At 29.2% G+C, this 17,884-nt stretch carries 15 protein-coding genes and 2 tRNA genes; 15 read left to right on the top strand and 2 right to left on the bottom strand.

Annotated features, from left to right (window positions below; all coding sequences use genetic code 4):
- Positions 1-12: 12 nt before the first annotated feature.
- Positions 13-336: a ribosome-binding factor A gene (locus tag GvMRE_RS11390; protein ID WP_147411367.1), complete on the top strand. Its 324-nt coding sequence runs from the start codon at positions 13-15 to the stop codon at positions 334-336.
- Positions 337-527: 191 nt separating this feature from the next.
- On the opposite strand, the gene GvMRE_RS11385 is transcribed toward GvMRE_RS11390, so the two are convergent.
- Positions 528-743 (bottom strand): hypothetical protein, encoded by a 216-nt coding sequence (locus GvMRE_RS11385; RefSeq protein ID WP_147411366.1) that lies wholly within the window; start codon positions 741-743, stop codon positions 528-530.
- Positions 744-789: 46 nt separating this feature from the next.
- On the opposite strand from GvMRE_RS11385, the gene GvMRE_RS11380 reads away from it, so the two are divergent.
- Positions 790-1,311, top strand: a complete 522-nt coding sequence (locus GvMRE_RS11380) for a CBS domain-containing protein (protein ID WP_147411365.1) — start codon at positions 790-792, stop codon at positions 1,309-1,311.
- 321 nt (positions 1,312-1,632) lie between these two features.
- Here the strand turns inward: GvMRE_RS11380 and GvMRE_RS13990 are convergent, their stop codons facing one another.
- Positions 1,633-1,788 carry a hypothetical protein gene (locus tag GvMRE_RS13990; RefSeq protein ID WP_172575396.1) on the bottom strand — a complete coding sequence of 52 codons (156 nt, stop codon included), beginning with the start codon at positions 1,786-1,788 and terminating at the stop codon, positions 1,633-1,635.
- 43 nt (positions 1,789-1,831) lie between these two features.
- Between GvMRE_RS13990 and GvMRE_RS11375 the strand changes: the two genes are divergently transcribed.
- The 13 genes from GvMRE_RS11375 to GvMRE_RS11315 all read left to right on the top strand — a co-directional run bounded on the left by GvMRE_RS11375 (position 1,832) and on the right by GvMRE_RS11315 (position 17,883).
- On the top strand, positions 1,832-2,344 hold the full coding sequence (locus GvMRE_RS11375) for an HMG-box domain-containing protein (RefSeq protein WP_172575395.1): 513 nt from the start codon (positions 1,832-1,834) through the stop codon (positions 2,342-2,344).
- A gap of 753 nt (positions 2,345-3,097) precedes the next feature.
- Positions 3,098-3,460 carry a hypothetical protein gene (locus GvMRE_RS11370; protein WP_147411363.1) on the top strand — a complete coding sequence of 121 codons (363 nt, stop codon included), beginning with the start codon at positions 3,098-3,100 and terminating at the stop codon, positions 3,458-3,460.
- Positions 3,461-3,589: 129 nt separating this feature from the next.
- Positions 3,590-7,723 carry a hypothetical protein gene (locus GvMRE_RS14160; RefSeq protein ID WP_147411362.1) on the top strand — a complete coding sequence of 1,378 codons (4,134 nt, stop codon included), beginning with the start codon at positions 3,590-3,592 and terminating at the stop codon, positions 7,721-7,723.
- Between the two features lie 197 nt (positions 7,724-7,920).
- Positions 7,921-9,018: a PCRF domain-containing protein gene (locus GvMRE_RS11360; protein ID WP_147411361.1), complete on the top strand. Its 1,098-nt coding sequence runs from the start codon at positions 7,921-7,923 to the stop codon at positions 9,016-9,018.
- A 320-nt stretch (positions 9,019-9,338) separates the two neighbouring features.
- A tRNA-Gly gene (locus tag GvMRE_RS11355) sits at positions 9,339-9,412 on the top strand.
- 6 nt (positions 9,413-9,418) lie between these two features.
- Positions 9,419-9,493: transfer RNA gene (locus tag GvMRE_RS11350), tRNA-His, on the top strand.
- A gap of 68 nt (positions 9,494-9,561) precedes the next feature.
- On the top strand, positions 9,562-9,846 hold the full coding sequence (locus tag GvMRE_RS11345) for a hypothetical protein (protein WP_147411360.1): 285 nt from the start codon (positions 9,562-9,564) through the stop codon (positions 9,844-9,846).
- Positions 9,847-9,876: 30 nt separating this feature from the next.
- On the top strand, positions 9,877-12,006 hold the full coding sequence (locus tag GvMRE_RS11340; RefSeq protein WP_147411359.1) for an AAA family ATPase: 2,130 nt from the start codon (positions 9,877-9,879) through the stop codon (positions 12,004-12,006).
- 77 nt (positions 12,007-12,083) lie between these two features.
- Positions 12,084-12,656, top strand: coding sequence for a nucleotide exchange factor GrpE (locus GvMRE_RS11335; RefSeq protein ID WP_147411358.1), 573 nt, complete (start codon positions 12,084-12,086; stop codon positions 12,654-12,656).
- 99 nt (positions 12,657-12,755) lie between these two features.
- Positions 12,756-14,654 carry a molecular chaperone DnaK gene (gene dnaK / locus GvMRE_RS11330; protein ID WP_147411357.1) on the top strand — a complete coding sequence of 633 codons (1,899 nt, stop codon included), beginning with the start codon at positions 12,756-12,758 and terminating at the stop codon, positions 14,652-14,654.
- A gap of 26 nt (positions 14,655-14,680) precedes the next feature.
- On the top strand, positions 14,681-15,850 hold the full coding sequence (locus GvMRE_RS11325) for a DnaJ C-terminal domain-containing protein (protein WP_147411356.1): 1,170 nt from the start codon (positions 14,681-14,683) through the stop codon (positions 15,848-15,850).
- Between the two features lie 47 nt (positions 15,851-15,897).
- Positions 15,898-16,857: a hypothetical protein gene (locus GvMRE_RS11320; RefSeq protein WP_147411355.1), complete on the top strand. Its 960-nt coding sequence runs from the start codon at positions 15,898-15,900 to the stop codon at positions 16,855-16,857.
- A 33-nt stretch (positions 16,858-16,890) separates the two neighbouring features.
- Positions 16,891-17,883: a hypothetical protein gene (locus GvMRE_RS11315; RefSeq protein WP_147411354.1), complete on the top strand. Its 993-nt coding sequence runs from the start codon at positions 16,891-16,893 to the stop codon at positions 17,881-17,883.
- Position 17,884: the final 1 nt, after the last annotated feature.

The following is a 17,884-nucleotide window of genomic DNA, read 5'->3' as shown; positions in this document are numbered from 1 at the left end:
TACAAAAAAAAAATGAAAGAAAACTTATACAAAAGACAAATAAGTTATGTCCTGTATAAGATAAAACAGGAAAATGATTTACCTTATTTTTCTCTAAGTTATTGTGTTTTAAGCACTCATGGAGAAAGTTTAAAAATTTACCTAGCATTTTTTCAGAAAGAACTTCAAAAACTAGATAAAGAAAGGTATCTAGAATTAATGAATAAAAAATATTCTTTTCTTATCAAAAAAGAACTTGTTAAAAAAAAAGTATTCAGACGTATACCTTCTCTTCGCTTTTTTATTGATAAAGAATATGAAATGATTAGCAAATTACAAAAAACGAATTATAGCTAACAGTTTATGAAGGATTCAAATAAAACATTATTTTTTTCTTTAACTTATTTTTTTTTATTTTTTTTTATTTCTTTCTTTTTGAATTTCCTCTCTTTATTATATTCAGAAGTAAGTCTGACTAAAATAAACTTGCCTAAAAAATGGAAAGTTTGCAAAAAGATGAAAAAATTAGATTTCATTTTAAAAAACAGTTATCTTCTTTTTTTTATAATCTGTTTTGCACAAGTTTTTTTTAATTCTTTTATGTCAGTTTTGGCTATAGACATCTTTAAAAAAACCCCCATTGAAGCGTTTCTGGGGAGAAATGCATTAATTTTATTGTCCTCTTTGTTAATTGCTTTTTTTACAGAGGTACTTCCCAATTTTTTATCTAATAATAAAAATTTAGTACTTAATGCTTTTTTCATTACCGTTACTTACGCAATAGTCTTGCCTTTTTCTTTTTTACAGAGAGTGATCAAACCAAAGAAAAAAATATTTGTTAATTCAGAGGAAGAAGTTGTCCGTTTTGTCGATAATTTATCTTTAGAAAACATATTAGAAAAGCAAGAAATTAAATTAGTGAAATCTGCTCTCAAATTCGATGATTTAGAGATTAGAGAAGTATTAGTTCCTAAAAAAAAGACTATTTGTTTGAATACAGGAATGACCAATGAGGAAATAAAAATGATTTATTTAAAATATTCATTTACTCATTATCCTGTTATTGACGAAAAAAAAAGAATAATTGGTCTGTTTAACATGAAATATTTTTGTCAATTGTTGATTAAAAATGAAATTATTGACTGACGTAAAATAATTAACAAAAATGTTATTTATTTTTCTTTTCATAATAAACTACACAAGAGTTTAACAAAAATGCGAGTAACTGGCTCTCGTTTAGCAATCGTTAAAGAAAAAGATAAGTTTATTGGTATTGTTGGCTTTCTAGATGTTTTGAGTCCCCTGATAGGACAAATAAGGAAAAAAGCATAATTTTTTTAAATGATCAGAAGGGTTTAAAAATAAGTCTATTATCTCATGTCTTTGCAAAACAATATTAGAATCTAAATTAAATATACTATTGGAAATCAAAGAACTACACCTTTGAAAATTTTCTATTTGTGTACTCTTTATAATCCCAAGTTTTAAAATCGTTGTTATTTCAAAAATTCAAGGATCGAATAGACAATACAAATCAGTAAATTTGAAACAAAAAAACAATCAATTTAATTTGGATGATAAATTAAATTGTTTCATAATCAAACAAACTTATTATTATTTCTTTTGTTCTCTAAGATGAATAATTAGTAGAAACTAATTATTTAAAAAGACATGGTTTATATCTTTTTTTCTAATATGAGTATTATCATCACAACCTTTGGCGTTAGAAATGACTGAGATTAGTAATTTATCAAATAAAAAAATGTTTATTTGTCCTTTGTGTTCGTCGCTCATATCTACATTATCCATTTTACCATTTAGTACACTAAACGATATACAATTCATTAAAAAGTTGCAAAAGGAAAAAAAAAATCATATTCCTAGACCTCCTAATGCATTTATTCTTTATCGAAAAGATAAAGCGGCTTTATTCAGAGATCTACTAGAAGTTAGATTGATTACTAATCAACAGATATCAAAAGAAATTGCAAAGTTGTGGAGAAACGAGTCATTTGAAGTAAAAGAAAGATACAAAAAATTAGCTAAATCATTCGATGAAGAACATAAAAAAAATAATCCTAGCTATAAATATAGTCCCCAAAAAAAAAACAAACAAAAAGTAAAAAATTTGAAAACGCTACCTCCTACTTTTTCTACTCATGTTGAAAACATACCGTACTCACCACTAGCTTCGACATCACATAATTTTGATGTTGTTCAATCTGATAATGATGGTTTTATTTCTTTTCCTTACATTGATTTTTTACCATCTATATCCACAAAGGAAATTTCACAAGATTCTAACTGCGAAGTAAATGACGAGAGTTTTTTATTTGAATTGGAAAAATTACAAAAATTTTTTTAGTGGACGGCGAACATTCTTTGTTAAATTCTAGAATTTGCTAAAAATAGAAAATCAAAAATTTCTTATTGTTAGCAATGTCATTTTCTCATATTCTTTTTAGCATTATTAAGTCAAATCCCTCTTGGATGCTATTATAAACTTTTTCTTAGAAGAAGTTAGAACGTAATATTTTAATAAATAAATTCAAGTTAAGGAAAAAATCTTTTTAATTATACTCTTTCATATCTTTACAGGAAGTCAGCATCACCCCCGTTTTTTGTCATTAATAAAATAGCGCTTGAATATTAAAAAATAATACTGACACCGCTTTGATTGACAATCACAAGCTTAATTTTGTTTTTTTTGATAAACAAAAAAATAGTATTACAAGGTTCGAAATTAATCCCGCTCTTTAATATTATTCATATAGTTTTTCTTGTTTTGTTCATATGTAATCCAACTTATATAATCTAATAAAAGAAATAAAATTAGCAAATAAAAATATGCCTGTTGTCAATAGCAATGACTGAAAAACTTTTATTTTTATGTAGTTAAAAGTAGTGAGAACACTCTTCAAGAACAAAAATTAGTAATAAACTATAATAGTAGTCAAAATTGCTGAATCAGGAGAGATAAATCAATTGCCTCTCATAGTTTTTGGAGGATTTTTACTACCTCTCTCTACTACGAAGAAACCTAATTAACTACTATTCAACAATTACTAGTCACGATAGTCTTTAAGATTTTAAGAAGTTTGTCTCTTCATAAAGTATTATGAACCATTTTAAATACAACTATCTAAACAACCTTTTATGGAAAGTAAAGGGAGAATGTTCTTATTCAATAGATAATCCTCAAAGCCAATTTACTACTGAATACGGAGCCAAAGGCTTTATTTTAGTTCCTGATAATCACTGAATTACTTTTACAATTTACCCTGATAAAGTAAAGGCTTTTTATAAGTGTGTGAAAGAAAACCAAATAATTTACTACCAAAAAATAATGCCGATTGTTCCTTTAAATCAATTGCCATTAGTAGTTCCTCAAAAATACCGAGAAATTGAGTTCATTTTTACCGAAAAAAATGAGGTAATAAAGGAAAATGGGCAATGAATTTATAAGTCTCATGCTGATTAGAAAGCCTGTTGAATAAAGTAAAAAGCAAGGAATAGCAAAAAGAATATAAATATATTTTCATACCAGCCAGTAAAATTAATTCATATAACTAAAAAGAATAATATTTATTATAAAAGATTTGCAAAACTAATGATTAATACAAAAAGACTTATTTATCCTAAAGAAACTTACAAAACAGAAACAATGACACTAGATAAAATAAAAAATGAAATAGACATTGTTAGTAAAAAACTTGAGGAAAAAGAAACTCTAGAAAACAAAAATGAATTAGAAGATCTGTTAATTGAGTTACTAGAAGCACAAATTAACCGCTGTTCTGATTGTGAAGCAAAATTATCATTTGGAGATGTTTATAATCTAGTTATTGAAAAAGAAACTCATCAAAAATGAAGTTATTGTAATATATGCTGGAATAAAGAGATTAAAGAAGAAAAAATTGTTCTGAATCAAGATATTCCAATATTAAAAAATAGAAATATAAGGGGTGTTATGAGAAGGTTTAAATTTGGATTTGATGAAAAATACCAAACGTATGAAAAAAAAAAAATTAGAGACTTTTACTATGCGCTTGCTATTACAGAAAGAGAAAAAAACCTTCCTGAAGAAGAATTTAAGAAATTAGTCGAAAAAAGTAAAAGAACATTGAGCCTTTTTAAACACAACGATAAAAATAAACTATCAAAAGAATTAATAAATACAAAAGCCCCTGAGTTAGCAAAAAAATTTACAAAAGATGAAATTCATGAAAAAGAAAGAATGATAAAAACAATTCTAAATGATGATGAACTAGAAATTGAAAACATTAATGAAGCTAGTGAAGTTCTATCAGATAGCGAAAAAAGAATGAGACATGAAATGGAAGTAATGAAAAATTCTATTGATCGTGATGAACCTCATGAAATAAAAATTAGTGATTATTGATTTAATAAAATCGTTAATTTTATAAAGATTCAACTAGAAAAAGAACAAATTACTGAATCCGAAGTATTAAAGTTTTCAGGAGACTTCAGATACAAATTAATTAGAAGATCTAATAGAGGAACAATTAAATCAGCAGATAAAGCAGTTCAGCAAATAATTGATGAAGAAATAAAAGAAGCAAAAATTAGCAAAGCTGTCTTTAAAGCCGAACTACTCTTTAGTTTAATTTCAAATGCTGCTGAAGAAAAAAAAGAACTTACTCTTTTAATAGATAAATTAGTTAAAGATTGTTTAAGAGACTGTGAATATAAAGAAATAGAGTTAGTTGTCGATGAAGTCACAAAGAAAGATAAAAAATATTTGAAAGATCTCGAGAAAAGAATTCCCTTATTAGAAATAGAGTTAGATGATAGCAAAGGAGAAAATTTTTGAAAAAATAATAATAGCATTTTAGTAGACACAATGTTTGAATTAAAGAAAGGTAAAGATTTTCGTGAATTAAGACCCAGCGATTTTGAAAATTTACCGATAATAAAGATAATAAGAAAAAGGATCGATCAAAGCAGAAAAGTAAAGAGTAATTTACTGGATAAGTTGAATAAACAATTGATTAATTATAATAATGTTGCCAAAGGTAAACCCAAAAGCAGTTTCAAAAATATTATAGGTTATACTAGTCATTACCAACCTGAAGACGCTAGTGATTCTTTAAAAGAATTTACAGACTATCTCGATAAAACAAAAAATGATAATAGTAATTACAAATTTAATATAATTATTCAGAATATTCTAGAAGATAAAAAAGAAGAAATAGATTCTTGTTTAAGTAATTTAAGGGATTTCGCAACTTCTAAAGATAAAGATAAAGATAAAGATAAAGATAAAGATAAAGATAAAGATAAAGATAAAGATAAAGATAAAGATAAAGATAAAGATAAAGATAAAGATAAAGATAAAGATAAAGATAAAGATAAAGATAAAGATAAAGATAAAGATAAAGATAAAGATAAAGATAAAGATAAAGATAAAGATAGTATTAACGAAGAAGAAAAAAGACAATGAATAGAATATATAAATGGTTTGATTTATGATAACAAACTAAGAACAGATTTTAATGAAACAAAATTTAAGAAAGAAGTCGAAAATGAAACTAATTTTGAATATAAAAAGGAAATAGAAAAAGCTACTACAAAAAGCGGAGTTGAAGATCTTTGCAGCAAAGTAACCAGAGTGATTATTGATTTTGTTTCATTAAGAGGAGGAAATAATTCAATAAAAATAGCAAAAATAAATCAGTCTTTCGTAAAAGAACTCAAAAAAGATCTAGAAAAACAAGGAATAGATGTTAGTAATTTAGAAAATGAAGAAAGACGATTATTTGATCTAGAAGTTCCTGAATATGAAAAAGAAGAAGATTTAGATTCAGAACTACTCGAATCAAATTTCGCTAGAAGATTGTCAAAACTAAAATCTGAATTATTATCAAAAAACAATAATACTAATGCTCTAGAAGCCAAAAAGATCTGAATTGAAAGCTTTAAAAATGCTCTACCTAAAAATTTATCTGATTTATCCGAAGATAAAATTTTAGCTTATCGAAAACCAACCACGAAAAGACCCTCTACAAACACAAATAGTTATACTTACTGAATTCCTTTCGCTACAGCTCTACAAGTTTTGCAAAACGGATGATTAAGCGAGGATTTTTTTTGAAATGGTACTCAAGCTATCGTTAAAGAAAAACAGTATACTTCTTCTATAGAAGTTGTTGATGCTTTTAAAATCGACAAAACGAATTTAATTAGAGCCAACAGTTTACTAACTAAAATAAATACAGCAACCGAACTAAGCAGTTTGCCAAAAGAATCAGAAATTAGCATAGAAAGCTATGATGAAAGTAGAGTGATTAAGAGCAGGAGTTACGATAATCTTCTAACTCAACTCAAAGCTAAGCAAGGTCAATTTAGACTTGAAGATAAAAAACAATGCTTCTATTGTAAAAAATATTTTCCTAATTTAGTGTCTGTTTTTGAAAATAAAGCCTGTGAGAATTGTGCCAAAAAAAATATCTCTTTTAGTTGTACAATTTGCGAAAGTGAGTTTGTTTTCGATAAAAGTTTAAGTTATATCGAAGCCGAGAAAAAAGCTCGTCAAGCCCTGAAAAACCATTTATTACAAGTCCACGGACAACTAACAAAATGTGTTGGATGTGGAGCTAATAAAGACAACAATAAGTGTAAAACTATTTCTGAATTTGGCAAACCTGATATTACTAAATGATATTGTGTAAATTGCTGAAATAAAAAGAAAGAGGAAGAAATAACTGAAAAAGCCAAAAGAATTGGATTGGATAAATTTTTATCTGAATTAGGAAATTGGGAAATTAAAGCTAAAGCCAACCTCAAAAAGTATATTAAAAACTTCCAAGAGGGAAAAGATAGAATAAGTTGAAACAATGCTCATACTAGCAAAAGCTGTAAAAAATGTGTTCCTGACTTGCCTCCTGATGACTATATTACAGCTCCCAAGGCAAAATATCATATTCAACAAAGTAATAAATATGGTGATAAGATAATTTATAATCATGTTTGTTTAAATAGTAATGAAGAATTTAAAAGGGTTAGTAGTAAATACGGCTCTGACTACAAAAAATTAACTCTTCGTCAAAAAGAAGGCCGAGAAACTACTTATAATAATTGAGAACAAAGAAGAACTTCAGATTATAATCGACAAAAAACTTGTCGCTATTGTCCTCAAACCTTTAATTATGACAAATCATTAAGGTTCTTACCAGCCAAGCAAAAAGTTGAACAAAAATTAAAAGTTCATGAAAGCAATTGCCCAAAAAAGAATGACCGAGCCAACCAAAGAAAACTAAAACAAAGTGCCTGAGAAGAAAGAAGAAGAAAAAAGGGCAGTCCTTTTTATACTTGTAAATTATGTTGGGGTAAAGTTTGTTTAGATAAAAAGATCATTGGTTGAGAAGCAGCTAAAAAACAAGCCCGAGCTGATTTAGCCTACCATGAAAAAAAAGAGTGTACTACCGTGAATAAAACTGGTAAAGCCTTAACTATGATTCCGATTTGTTTTTCTCCCAACAAAGGAGGAAATAAACATGCTGACCTCTCTTTTGCTAATGAAATTAATGAGGATGATTTAGACATCGAGTTAGATAACGAAACCGAAGTAATTTATCAAGCACAGCAAACAGATAGTAATAGCAACAAAGGTTTTTACGCAACTTTAATTACATTGGTAGCATTTAGTGTAGGAATTATAGCTTACTTCTTGTTTAGAAAAAATAAAGAAAGTAAAAATTATAAATATCAGGAAAACTCTTAGTATTATTTATTACTACTCTCTCATCTTTTAAATTATTTTTATCATAGTCTCATATTAATAGATCTAGATTGATTATATTTCTGGTTGCTTTGAAAGAAAATATTTATTAAAATCAACGAAAGAAAAAACTTGGTTAAAAGCTAGTTCCTATATAATAGTAAAATACGTTTAAAATAAGGCAAGAACTGCTTAAATTTATGAATAAGAAGTTAGAAAAAAAAATAATTGATCTAAGAAATGATAGATCAATGATATATAAAAATGAACTGGTCAAAAAAATCATCATTTATTTAGAAAAATTAGAGTTAGACAGAGAAACAAGTCCACTAAAAGTGAGTGACAAAAAAAAAAAGAATTTATTGCTCTCTAGCAAAAAAGAGTATGAAAAGTTAGAGCAAACTCAAAAAGATTACCAAGAACTAGTCCCGGAATTAAGCAAAGAGGAGCAAGTTTGAATGCTGGCAGAAATTAAAAATCTAGAAAAGCAAAAAGAGCGAATAATTAATAAAATTAAAGAGGAATTAATTGAAGAGGGGGGAGTTAAGCAAAATGTTATTGTGGAAATTCGTCCTGGTGCGGGAGGAGAAGAAGCAGGGCTTTTTGTTCGCGACCTTTATGGCATGTATGAAAAGTTTGTAAAAAAAATGGGGAAAAAAAATGGGTGAGAATTCGAAGAAATTGAAAATGAGGTAGACAGCAAGGGTAATTCCAAATTTGTATCCTTTTGGGTAAGAGGCAAAAATGCTTTTTCTTGATTAAAAAACGAGGCTGGGGTTCACCGAGTTCAGAGAGTTCCCCGCACGGAAAAAAGCGGGAGGGTACACACTTCGACCGCTAGTGTGGTAGTTTTGCCCGAATCCCAAGATAGAAAAATACTAATTCAGGATAAAGATGTTAAAAGAGAATTTTATGGTTCAGGCGGGCCAGGTGGGCAACATGCTAACAAAACTGCCTCAGCGGTTACGCTTACTCATATACCAACTGGAATTACTGCTTCTTGCCGGAGTGATCGCAGACAGCAAGAAAATGAAAAACAGGCTCGTCTAGTCTTGGAAAGCCGAATCCAGGATAAATACCGGCGGGAGGAAGAAACAAAAGCAAGAAACACACGCTCCTCTATGATTGGAAAGGCGGACCGTTCCGAAGCTATTCGTACTTATAATGAACAACAAAATCGCTTGACTGATGACCGTCTAAGAATGAGTTGAAAAAAACTTAATTTTATTATAGAAGGAGAATTAGAAGAAATATGCCAAAAACTTATTGATTACGAAGTGGAAAAATTCTTACAATAGTTTCGAGTTTTAGGATAGCATAACACAGAGTAATTTTTTTTCAAAAAACGACACTAGTAAAAGCTGCGAAGAATTATAAACTATCTCTAAAGATATTTATTTTTTTTGTTCTTATTAGGCTTACTTTTTTTTATCCTTTCTTTACGTTCTAAAAAATGACTGGTAATTAGATCCCAAAAGATCTTAATGAAGCAAATCGGACTTTAATAGAGGAGAAGTTAAAAGAAAATAAAAACAAAGCTAATAGAAAAAGAAAATCATAAAATAAGAAATATAATTAAGAAGTACAATATAACATAATAAATAATGATAACAAATATGCGAATATAATTTAGTGGTAGAAATCAAGGCTGCCGTCCTGATAGCACGGGTTCGATTCCCGTTATTCGCTCCATTGTTGGTGAATATGGTGAAGTGGTTATCACGCTAGTTTGTGGAACTAGAATTGTGAGTTCAATTCTCACTATTCACCCCAAAAATATTTTTACACGATTTTAAAAATTTTAGAAATATTTATGTTAAACATATAAAAAAAAAGAAAAAATGCAAGCAAAATGTTACGATTGTAAAAAATTAATTCCCGAAGCTGAAGCTGTTAAACAAAAAGAAGGAGGAGGAAATATAACAGGAGGCGGTTATAGCAAGTGAGGCTTGGGATTAGGTACTGGTAACTGGCAAAACAAGAGTAGAAGTTTTTCACTATGTATCGAATGCGCTCACCGACGGGAAGAAAGAGAAAATTTTTGAAGGTTAGTGATTAATATCATTTTTCTAGTAGTTACAATAGTTACTTTTGCATCAGCTTTTTTTCAAAATACGAGAATGTAAAAAAGAGTAATAGTCCATCAGTTTGTTTTCATGAATCAAGAAAAAAAAAGAGAAATTATTGAAAAATTTACTGAAAATCTCAACAAAAAAGAAAAAATTAATGAGTTAGCAGTAATTGGACGTGAGGAGGAGATTGAACAACTAATTTGTATTTTGTCGCGAATGATGAAAAACAAACCCTTGTTGGTTGGCCATCCAGGGGTAGGAAAAACGGCAATAGTAGAAGGCTTAGTTCAAAGAATTAAGCAAGAACGAGTACCTGATTATTTAAAAGGCAAAACCGTTTATCAACTCGACATGATGTCTCTAAGAGCCGGAACCAAATTTCAAGGAGAATTAGAAGAAAGACTAAAAGCTATTTTAAATTTCATGGCTCAGCCAGAAAATAATGCTATTCTCTTTATTGACGAAATTCACATGATCGTAGGGGATAGAGGTGATCAAGAGGTTCTTAATATTGCTAATTTATTAAAACCAATGCTTTCGCGGGGTGACATCCAATGTATTGGAGCAACTACTCAGGAAGAATACCGTAAATATATCGAGAAGGATAGAGCCTTAACACGTCGTTTTAGTAATATATTAGTGAACGAGCCAAGTTTGGATGAGACACTGCGAATTTTACATGGTATTCGTAATTATTTTGAGATTTATTATGAATTAAAAATTTGTGATGAGGCGTTAGTAGCAGCCGTGAAACTTTCTCAGCGTTATTTGACTACTACTTACTTGCCAGATAAGGCTATTGACTTGCTGGATGAAACTTGTGGTCGGGTAAGAAGTGAAATGTGGCGTGAGCCCGCAGTAATTAAGAAAGAATATCAGAAGTTAAGAGAATTAGAGATGAATTTAACTGCGACCAAAAATAAAGCAAAAGAGATTATTCTTCAGCAAGAAATTAAAGATCAGAAAAAGAAACTGGAAAAATTAGTAAAACAAAATGATCAAGAAAACATGGTCATCCAAAAACTAAGTTTAACAAAAAAAAAGTTGGCCAGAACAGAAGAAGAAATGGCTAATTTTACTTCAGCTAGTAAAAAAGAATTTGATCTTGTTAAAGCATCTAAAATAAGACATTTTACAATTCCTATGTTGAAAGAAGGAATCAAAAAATTAGAAGAAGAAGCTAGTAATAATGTATTAAGGAAATATTTTATAGATAGGAGAGAAATTCTGAAAACAATTGCTATAAAATGTGATTTGTCAATAGAAAAAAACTTAATTGATGAATGAGAGAAACTTTTTTTTCTTACTGCAACTCTTCAAGAAAAAGTGAAAGGTCAAGATAAAGCTTTGCAGGTAGTCAGCGACGCTATATTTAGGGCTTGAACAAAGATTCAAGATCCTATTCGGCCATTAGCTTCTTTTCTTTTTGTTGGTCCTACAGGAGTAGGAAAGACATTAGTAGCTCTAACTATCGCTGAACAACTTTTTGACCAAAAAAAAAATCTTATTCGTTTAGATATGACCGAGTTCTCTGAACCACATTCTATTAGCAAATTGATTGGCTCTCCACCGGGATATATTGGTCATGAGAACAAGCCACGATTAGAAATTATTCGTGAGAAAATGCACAGCGTGGTTCTTTTTGATGAGATAGAAAAAGCTGACCTCGAAGTTGTTAATATTCTTTTGCAAATATTAGATAATGGTCTTCTTACTTTAGCTAATGGTAAAGAAATAAATTTTCGCAACACAATTATTATAATGACCACTAATTTAGGTTCAGAGCTGTATCTTGAAGGAAAAAAAGAAAATGGATTACAAGAAGAATTAGAATTTGAGGTAAAAAACCATTTTCGTCCAGAATTTCTCAACCGCCTGGACGAAGTGGTCTTCTTTGACTCCTTGAACAAAACAGTCGTTTATGAGATTGTTGCTAAGGAACTAGAAGAATTTGTCAGTCGAGTTGAACAAGAAAAAAATATTAAATTAAAATATAATGAAAAAGTATTAAAAAAAATTTTGCAAGAATCTTATTCTATAGAGCATGGAGCTCGTTCTGTTAAGCATTATATAGAGAAAAAAATCGGTTCTTTAATAGGGAGAGGAATTGTTTTCAAATTTCTCCGTACCGGTGGCAGTTATTTAATAGACACAGAAGAAAAAACTGATGAAATAAAAATCACTACCCTATCTTTGTTAGAAACAAGAATATAGCAAGCAGTAAGAAAAAAGTTTCTAAAGTTAAGCTTTAAAAAAAAAAAGTAATAAAATGATAAATAATAAAAATTAATATGAGTAAAAATACAAAAAAAGAACAAAAAAAACTCGAAGAAGAAAACACTCGAGAAGTCTCTAAAGATAAAGATTCAAAAGAATTTGTTCAGCAAGAAGACAAAAGTGAAAAGTTAAAAAAACTCGAAGAAGAAAATGCTAGCTTAAAAAAACATAATTTACTACTAGAAGCAAATTCAGAAAATATACGTAAAAATTTTCAACAACAGTTAAGATATAATAATAAAAATCTTATTGCTTTTTTTATTGATTTTTTTATTGATTTAGAAGAAAAAGCAATAAAAACTATGCGTGCTAGTCAGAAAGATAAAGTAAAAAACCATTTGCAAGGAATTGAAATGATGGCAGATATATTATGAAAAAAATTAAAAAGCAAGGGAGTAAAAGAAATTGAAATTAAAATTGGAGAAACTTCATGAAGCAGTCGTCTTCACGAATTAGCAGAAGAAGTAGAAAATAACGACTTACCAAAAGGGACAGTTATCGAAGTTTTAGAAAAAGGCTATTTACTGGAAGATCAAGTTCTTCGACCGGCAAGAGTAAAAGTTAGCAAAAAAGGTAAAAAACCTTAAAAGACTTAAAAACTTAAAAAAAATATACAGACTTAACAATATATAATTAACATAAATAAAATTATAATTAACATAAATAAAATATATACATAAAAACATATGAACGAAAAAATTATAGGTATTGATTTAGGTACAACAAATTCTTGTACTGCAATTTTTGAAAAAGAACAACCAAGAGTTTTAGAAAATTCTGAAGGGTTTCGTACTACTCCTTCAGTGGTGTGTTATGATAAAGGAGAAAAAAGAATATTAGTGGGTAATTTGGCAAAAAGGCAAATCGAGATAAATCCTGAAACTATCTCTTCTATTAAGAGAGAAATGGGGAAAAAAGTTGAGAAAAATCTAAATGGAAAAGGATATTCTCCAGAAAACATCTCAGCTAAGATTTTACGTTATTTAGTAGATTGTGCAGAAAACACTTTAGGAGAAAAAATTACTCGGGTAGTAATCACTGTGCCAGCCTACTTTGATGATAACCAACGACAAGCTACTATAGACGCTGGAACAATCGCTGGGTTAAATGTTGAAAGGATTATCGATGAGCCGACTGCAGCAGCCTTAGCATATGGCTTAGATAAGACAGTTGAAGAAGTAGAACAAAATGTGTTGGTTTATGATCTAGGTGGAGGTACTTTTGATGTTTCTATCCTCCAAATTTCTAAAGCTGCAGAAGGGAATGTTTTTAAAGCTATTTCTACTGCTGGAATTAACACTTTAGGAGGTGATAATTTTGATAAAAAAATAGTTGAGTATGTAGTTGAAGAAGTAAAAAAAAATAGAGGAATTAATCTATTGAACGAAGGTGAAACCACAGAGGAAAGAAGGATAATAAAGCAACGGTTGAAAGAAGTTAGCGAGGGGGCCAAAAAAGATCTTTCGCAAAACTTAAAAACTAAAATTCTTCTTCCTTATATTATTCCAGCAAAAGGTGGTGAATCACCTCATGTAGAAGTAGAACTTACTCGCTCTACTTTTGTTGAATTAATTAGCAATTACATTAAGGAAACTATGAAAGAGGTTGATGAGGCTATCAAAAGAGCTAAAGAAAAGTCAGTGGAGAGAATTGATCAAGTGATTTTGGTTGGAGGTTCAACCCGAATACCAGCAATTGAAAAAGAAATAGAAAAAAAATTTGGCAAAGCTAAAATCAACAAATCAGTAAATCCAGACGAAGTAGTAGCTATTGGAGCTGCTGTTCAAGGAGCAATATTATCGGGTGGATTTGATAAAAAGGTGGTTCTTGTAAATGTCACTTCGCTTTCTTTAGGAATTGAGATTCAAGGAGGAAGGATGGATCCTGTAATTCCTCGTAATCAGAGTATTCCAACTAAAGTGACAAAAACCTATTCTACCGCAGAGGATAATCAAAAAAGTGTTAGCATTAGGATTTTTCAAGGAGAGAGACCAAAAGCTGAAGATAATAAATTATTGGGATATTTTGAGTTAAGCAATATTGAGCCGGCTCCAAAAGGAATTCCCCAAATCGAAGTTACATTTGATATTGATGTTAATGGAATAGTCAGTGTTTTTGCCAAAGATAAAAAAACTGGTAAGCAAGAAAAACTTACTATTAAAGATAGCCAAAACTTAAGCAGTGAAGAAATCCAAAGAATGATTAAAGAAGCCGAAGAAAATAAAGAAAAAGATGAAGAAGACAAAGCCAACTGAGAAATATACGACAAAGCGCAAAGCTTTTGTTACGGATTTGAAAAGCAAATAAAAGATTTCAAGGAGCATAAAAATTTCAATGAAGGTGACGAAGGATTTAAAAAATTTGAAGAGATGTATAAAGAACTAAAAGAAGCTGTTAATGCTGAAGAAAAGAACTACCAAGATATTAAAAGTAAACTGAACAAAGTAGAAGAAATGATTAACATTGCTAATGAACTAGAAAGAAAAATGGGAAAAGAGGAAAAGAAAGACGACGAAGGCTATGCCTCTGGTGGTAATGAAGAAGAAGTGCTTGATGTTGAACCCGAGGACAAGGATAAAAAATAAATTTAATAACCAATCTTCCTTATTAAATGACTAGAAAAAAAAAATATTATGATACTCTTGGAGTGTCAGAAAACGTTTCTGAAGAAGAAATTAAATCTGCATATAACAAATTAACTTTAAAATGACATCCAGATATGCATGATTCTCCTGAAAAAAAAGCAGAGGCGGAGAAAAAAATGCAAGAAATTAATGAGGCGTACGAAGTTTTAGGCAACTCGAAAAAACGTCAGCATTATGATCAGTATGGAACGACAGAAAGTTCTGGACAAAATTTTTATAATAGAGAGACTTTTTCAAGTGATATATTTGATCAAGGAGAGTCATTTTTTAAGGATTTTATGGATTCTGTCTTCGGAAACCAAGACAGTTATAATGATCACAGTTATTCAAGAGAAGATAAAAACCAGTCTCAAGATGGAGATGATATTTTAGTTGAAATAACTTTAACTTTTAAAGAATCAATATTAGGAACTAAAAAAAAAGTACCATTGAATCTAAAAAAACGTTGTAAAGATTGTAATCAAACCGGTGCTTATTCATCAAAAGACATTTATGAATGCCCAACCTGTAAAGGAATAGGTGTGGTCAATACTATTCAAAAAACAATTTTTGGAATAGTCCGCACACAAACTACTTGTTCACATTGCCGAGGTAAAAAAAAAGTAATCAAAAAAAAATGTGTTCATTGTAGAGGAAGCAAATTTGTGTTGCAAAGGGAAGTAGTTGAATTGAATATACCTCGAGGTATTCAACCGAAAAAAAAGTACCGTTACCAAGGAATAGGTAACGAAGGGCTGCATGGAGGAAGGAAGGGAGATATTTATGTAAATCTAGAAGTTAACAAAAATTCTTACTTCAGGCGTGAAGGTTATGACATTCATGTTAATTTGCCTATTTCTTTTTTGGACGCTATTTTAGGGAATAATGTCGAAGTGATTACTTTAGAAGGAATAAAAAAAGTTAAAATCATCCCAGGAACTCAAAATAACGATTGCTTAATCTTAAAAAACCATGGTTGTTACGTAAAAATCAATGATGAAAAGGATCGTGGTGATCTATACATTTGATTACAAGTAAAGTTGCCTAGGAAAATTACTTCGATGGTTGAAGAAGTGCTAAAAGATATTCAAAAAAAAGCTAATTGAGACCCAAATCATGATTTCGTTGAAAAAAACAAAAATATTGCAGATAAGTAATGACTTTTACATTTTTTTAGCTTTAGTATAAAATAAAATTTATATATATGAACTATTCTACAATTCAGTCGATCAGAGAGAAATTAAAACAATACGGAAAAGAATATTCAACGTTAAAAGGACAAGTCAACCTTTATGCTTTTTCCTTGTCAAAAACTACGCTTAGCTGTCATAAAAAAGAAATAGTCTGAGAACAACTACTATCCCTTATTAAAAAAAACAACGAAGAGCTAAATCAAGAATTAAACAAATTAAATGTTGTTCACTTTTCTGAAAACGAATCTGTCCTTAACAAAGAAAAGGAATCTCTGATTAGTGAATATAACGAATTGATAGAAAAATTTAGAGAAGAAAAGGAATTTGTTTCGCGACAAAAAAAAAAAAATGATATAACTTCTGTTGTTTCTTGACAAGAAAAAATTTCTAAAGCAGGTTATTGTTATTTTTGTGATGCAGGCACAAAAAACGGTTACAAATTAGAAGAAACACAACAGCAGATATTAGAAATTGAGGTTGATGATGAGGCAGAATTTTGTTCGCAGGAATGTTTGTTAGATTATTGTAAGGAGTACAAAAAATGAGAAGAGTCAAAAGCCGAAGAAAAAAAGAAAAATGAAGAAGAGATCGAAAATTCAAGAAGAATAGTTACTAAAATTCAAGAAATGATAACAAAGTTAGTAACAAAGTTAAATAAAGTGAGAGAAAAACAAAGAGAATTAGAATTGGTTCCCGGAAATAATGTTAAACATCATGAAGAAAATCAAGGATTTTTTTATCGAATTGGCCTGAAAATAGGCCTGGTAAAGAATACAGAACCTCTCAGTTTGGAAAAGTTGAGTAGCATAAGAAATAAGATCAGTTTAAGTTTAGAAAATTATAAAAAAGAGTTGAAAAAATATCTCACGATATTACTTGTTAGCGAACAAAAAGAAGAAAGAAGACAAAAAGAAGAAAGAAGAACTTTTAAAAAGAGAAATAAGATCTCTAACACAGATCAAGACATGTAAGAAAATTATTAAATTTGGCATACTAAACTCAGCATGATTAAAAAGAAGCGTTTCTCCCTTTACCGTTTACTGTTAAAAAAAATTCGCAGCAAATTAATTGTCTGATACTCCCTTGCTTTCATTTCTTCGTTTTTTTACTATCAAGCCACTGTTGGGGGTTTGAAACTTTGAAGTTATAAAAAGACACATTATCCTCATTATCTTTTATTCAAAACTATTTCTATTAACTCGAGAGAAGAGTTACTTTTGTGTTCTTTTTTTTGTATTTTTATTGGTAATCTGCCAACCGCTTTAGTTTGTGAATATCTAAAAAATTATTCTTTACAATTATGCTATAATTATTCACGAAAACTAGCGTTTAGTAATTCTATGCGTAAACTTTCTTTTGAAGTTAAAGAGAGAAGAAAAATATTAAATGATTTTTTGAGTGAAATAGAATTGTTTATTCCACTTTTTATTCTAGTCCCTAACAGAATTTTTGTTGCTCTAACAAATATAATATTTACTTTAATATTTCTAGGTGATCTTTATCCAACTGTTTTTTCTGTCTATTTTTTCATATTCTTTTCGCTGGTTATTGCTATTTCGAGCTTTTTTGCTTATCAGCTCCAAAATAAAGTTAACCAAAATCTTAATAAATTTAGATATCAGGAAAATGTGGCTATGGAAAAGTATTTAGAAGATCAAAATAAATCACAAGAAGTCAAAAATCTAATTGACTCTAATTTTAAAAAGATTTGTCTTTTTTTAAAAAAAAGAACTTTTGCTTATTTGCCATCTCTTATTATTCCTAGCCTAAGTATTCTTTTTTGCTTTTTTTATAGTACATATTATGGTAGAAAATGAAAAATAAAAGAATTTGTCGAAGTGGGTTCTATTGCTGCTTCTATTCAAAATGTTTTTTGAAAAATCAAAGAAATAATTGATAATTTACCGGAGGTTAGCAAAATCAGAGTTTATTACAAAAGTTTGCAGAAATTATTAGATAAATCTAAAGAATGTCAAGATCAAGATAATACCCAGTAAA

The sequence above is a fragment of the endosymbiont GvMRE of Glomus versiforme genome (assembly GCF_003546845.1).
The sequence above is the reverse complement of the archived record's forward strand: the minus strand, read 5'-3'. Positions and strand labels throughout refer to the sequence as shown.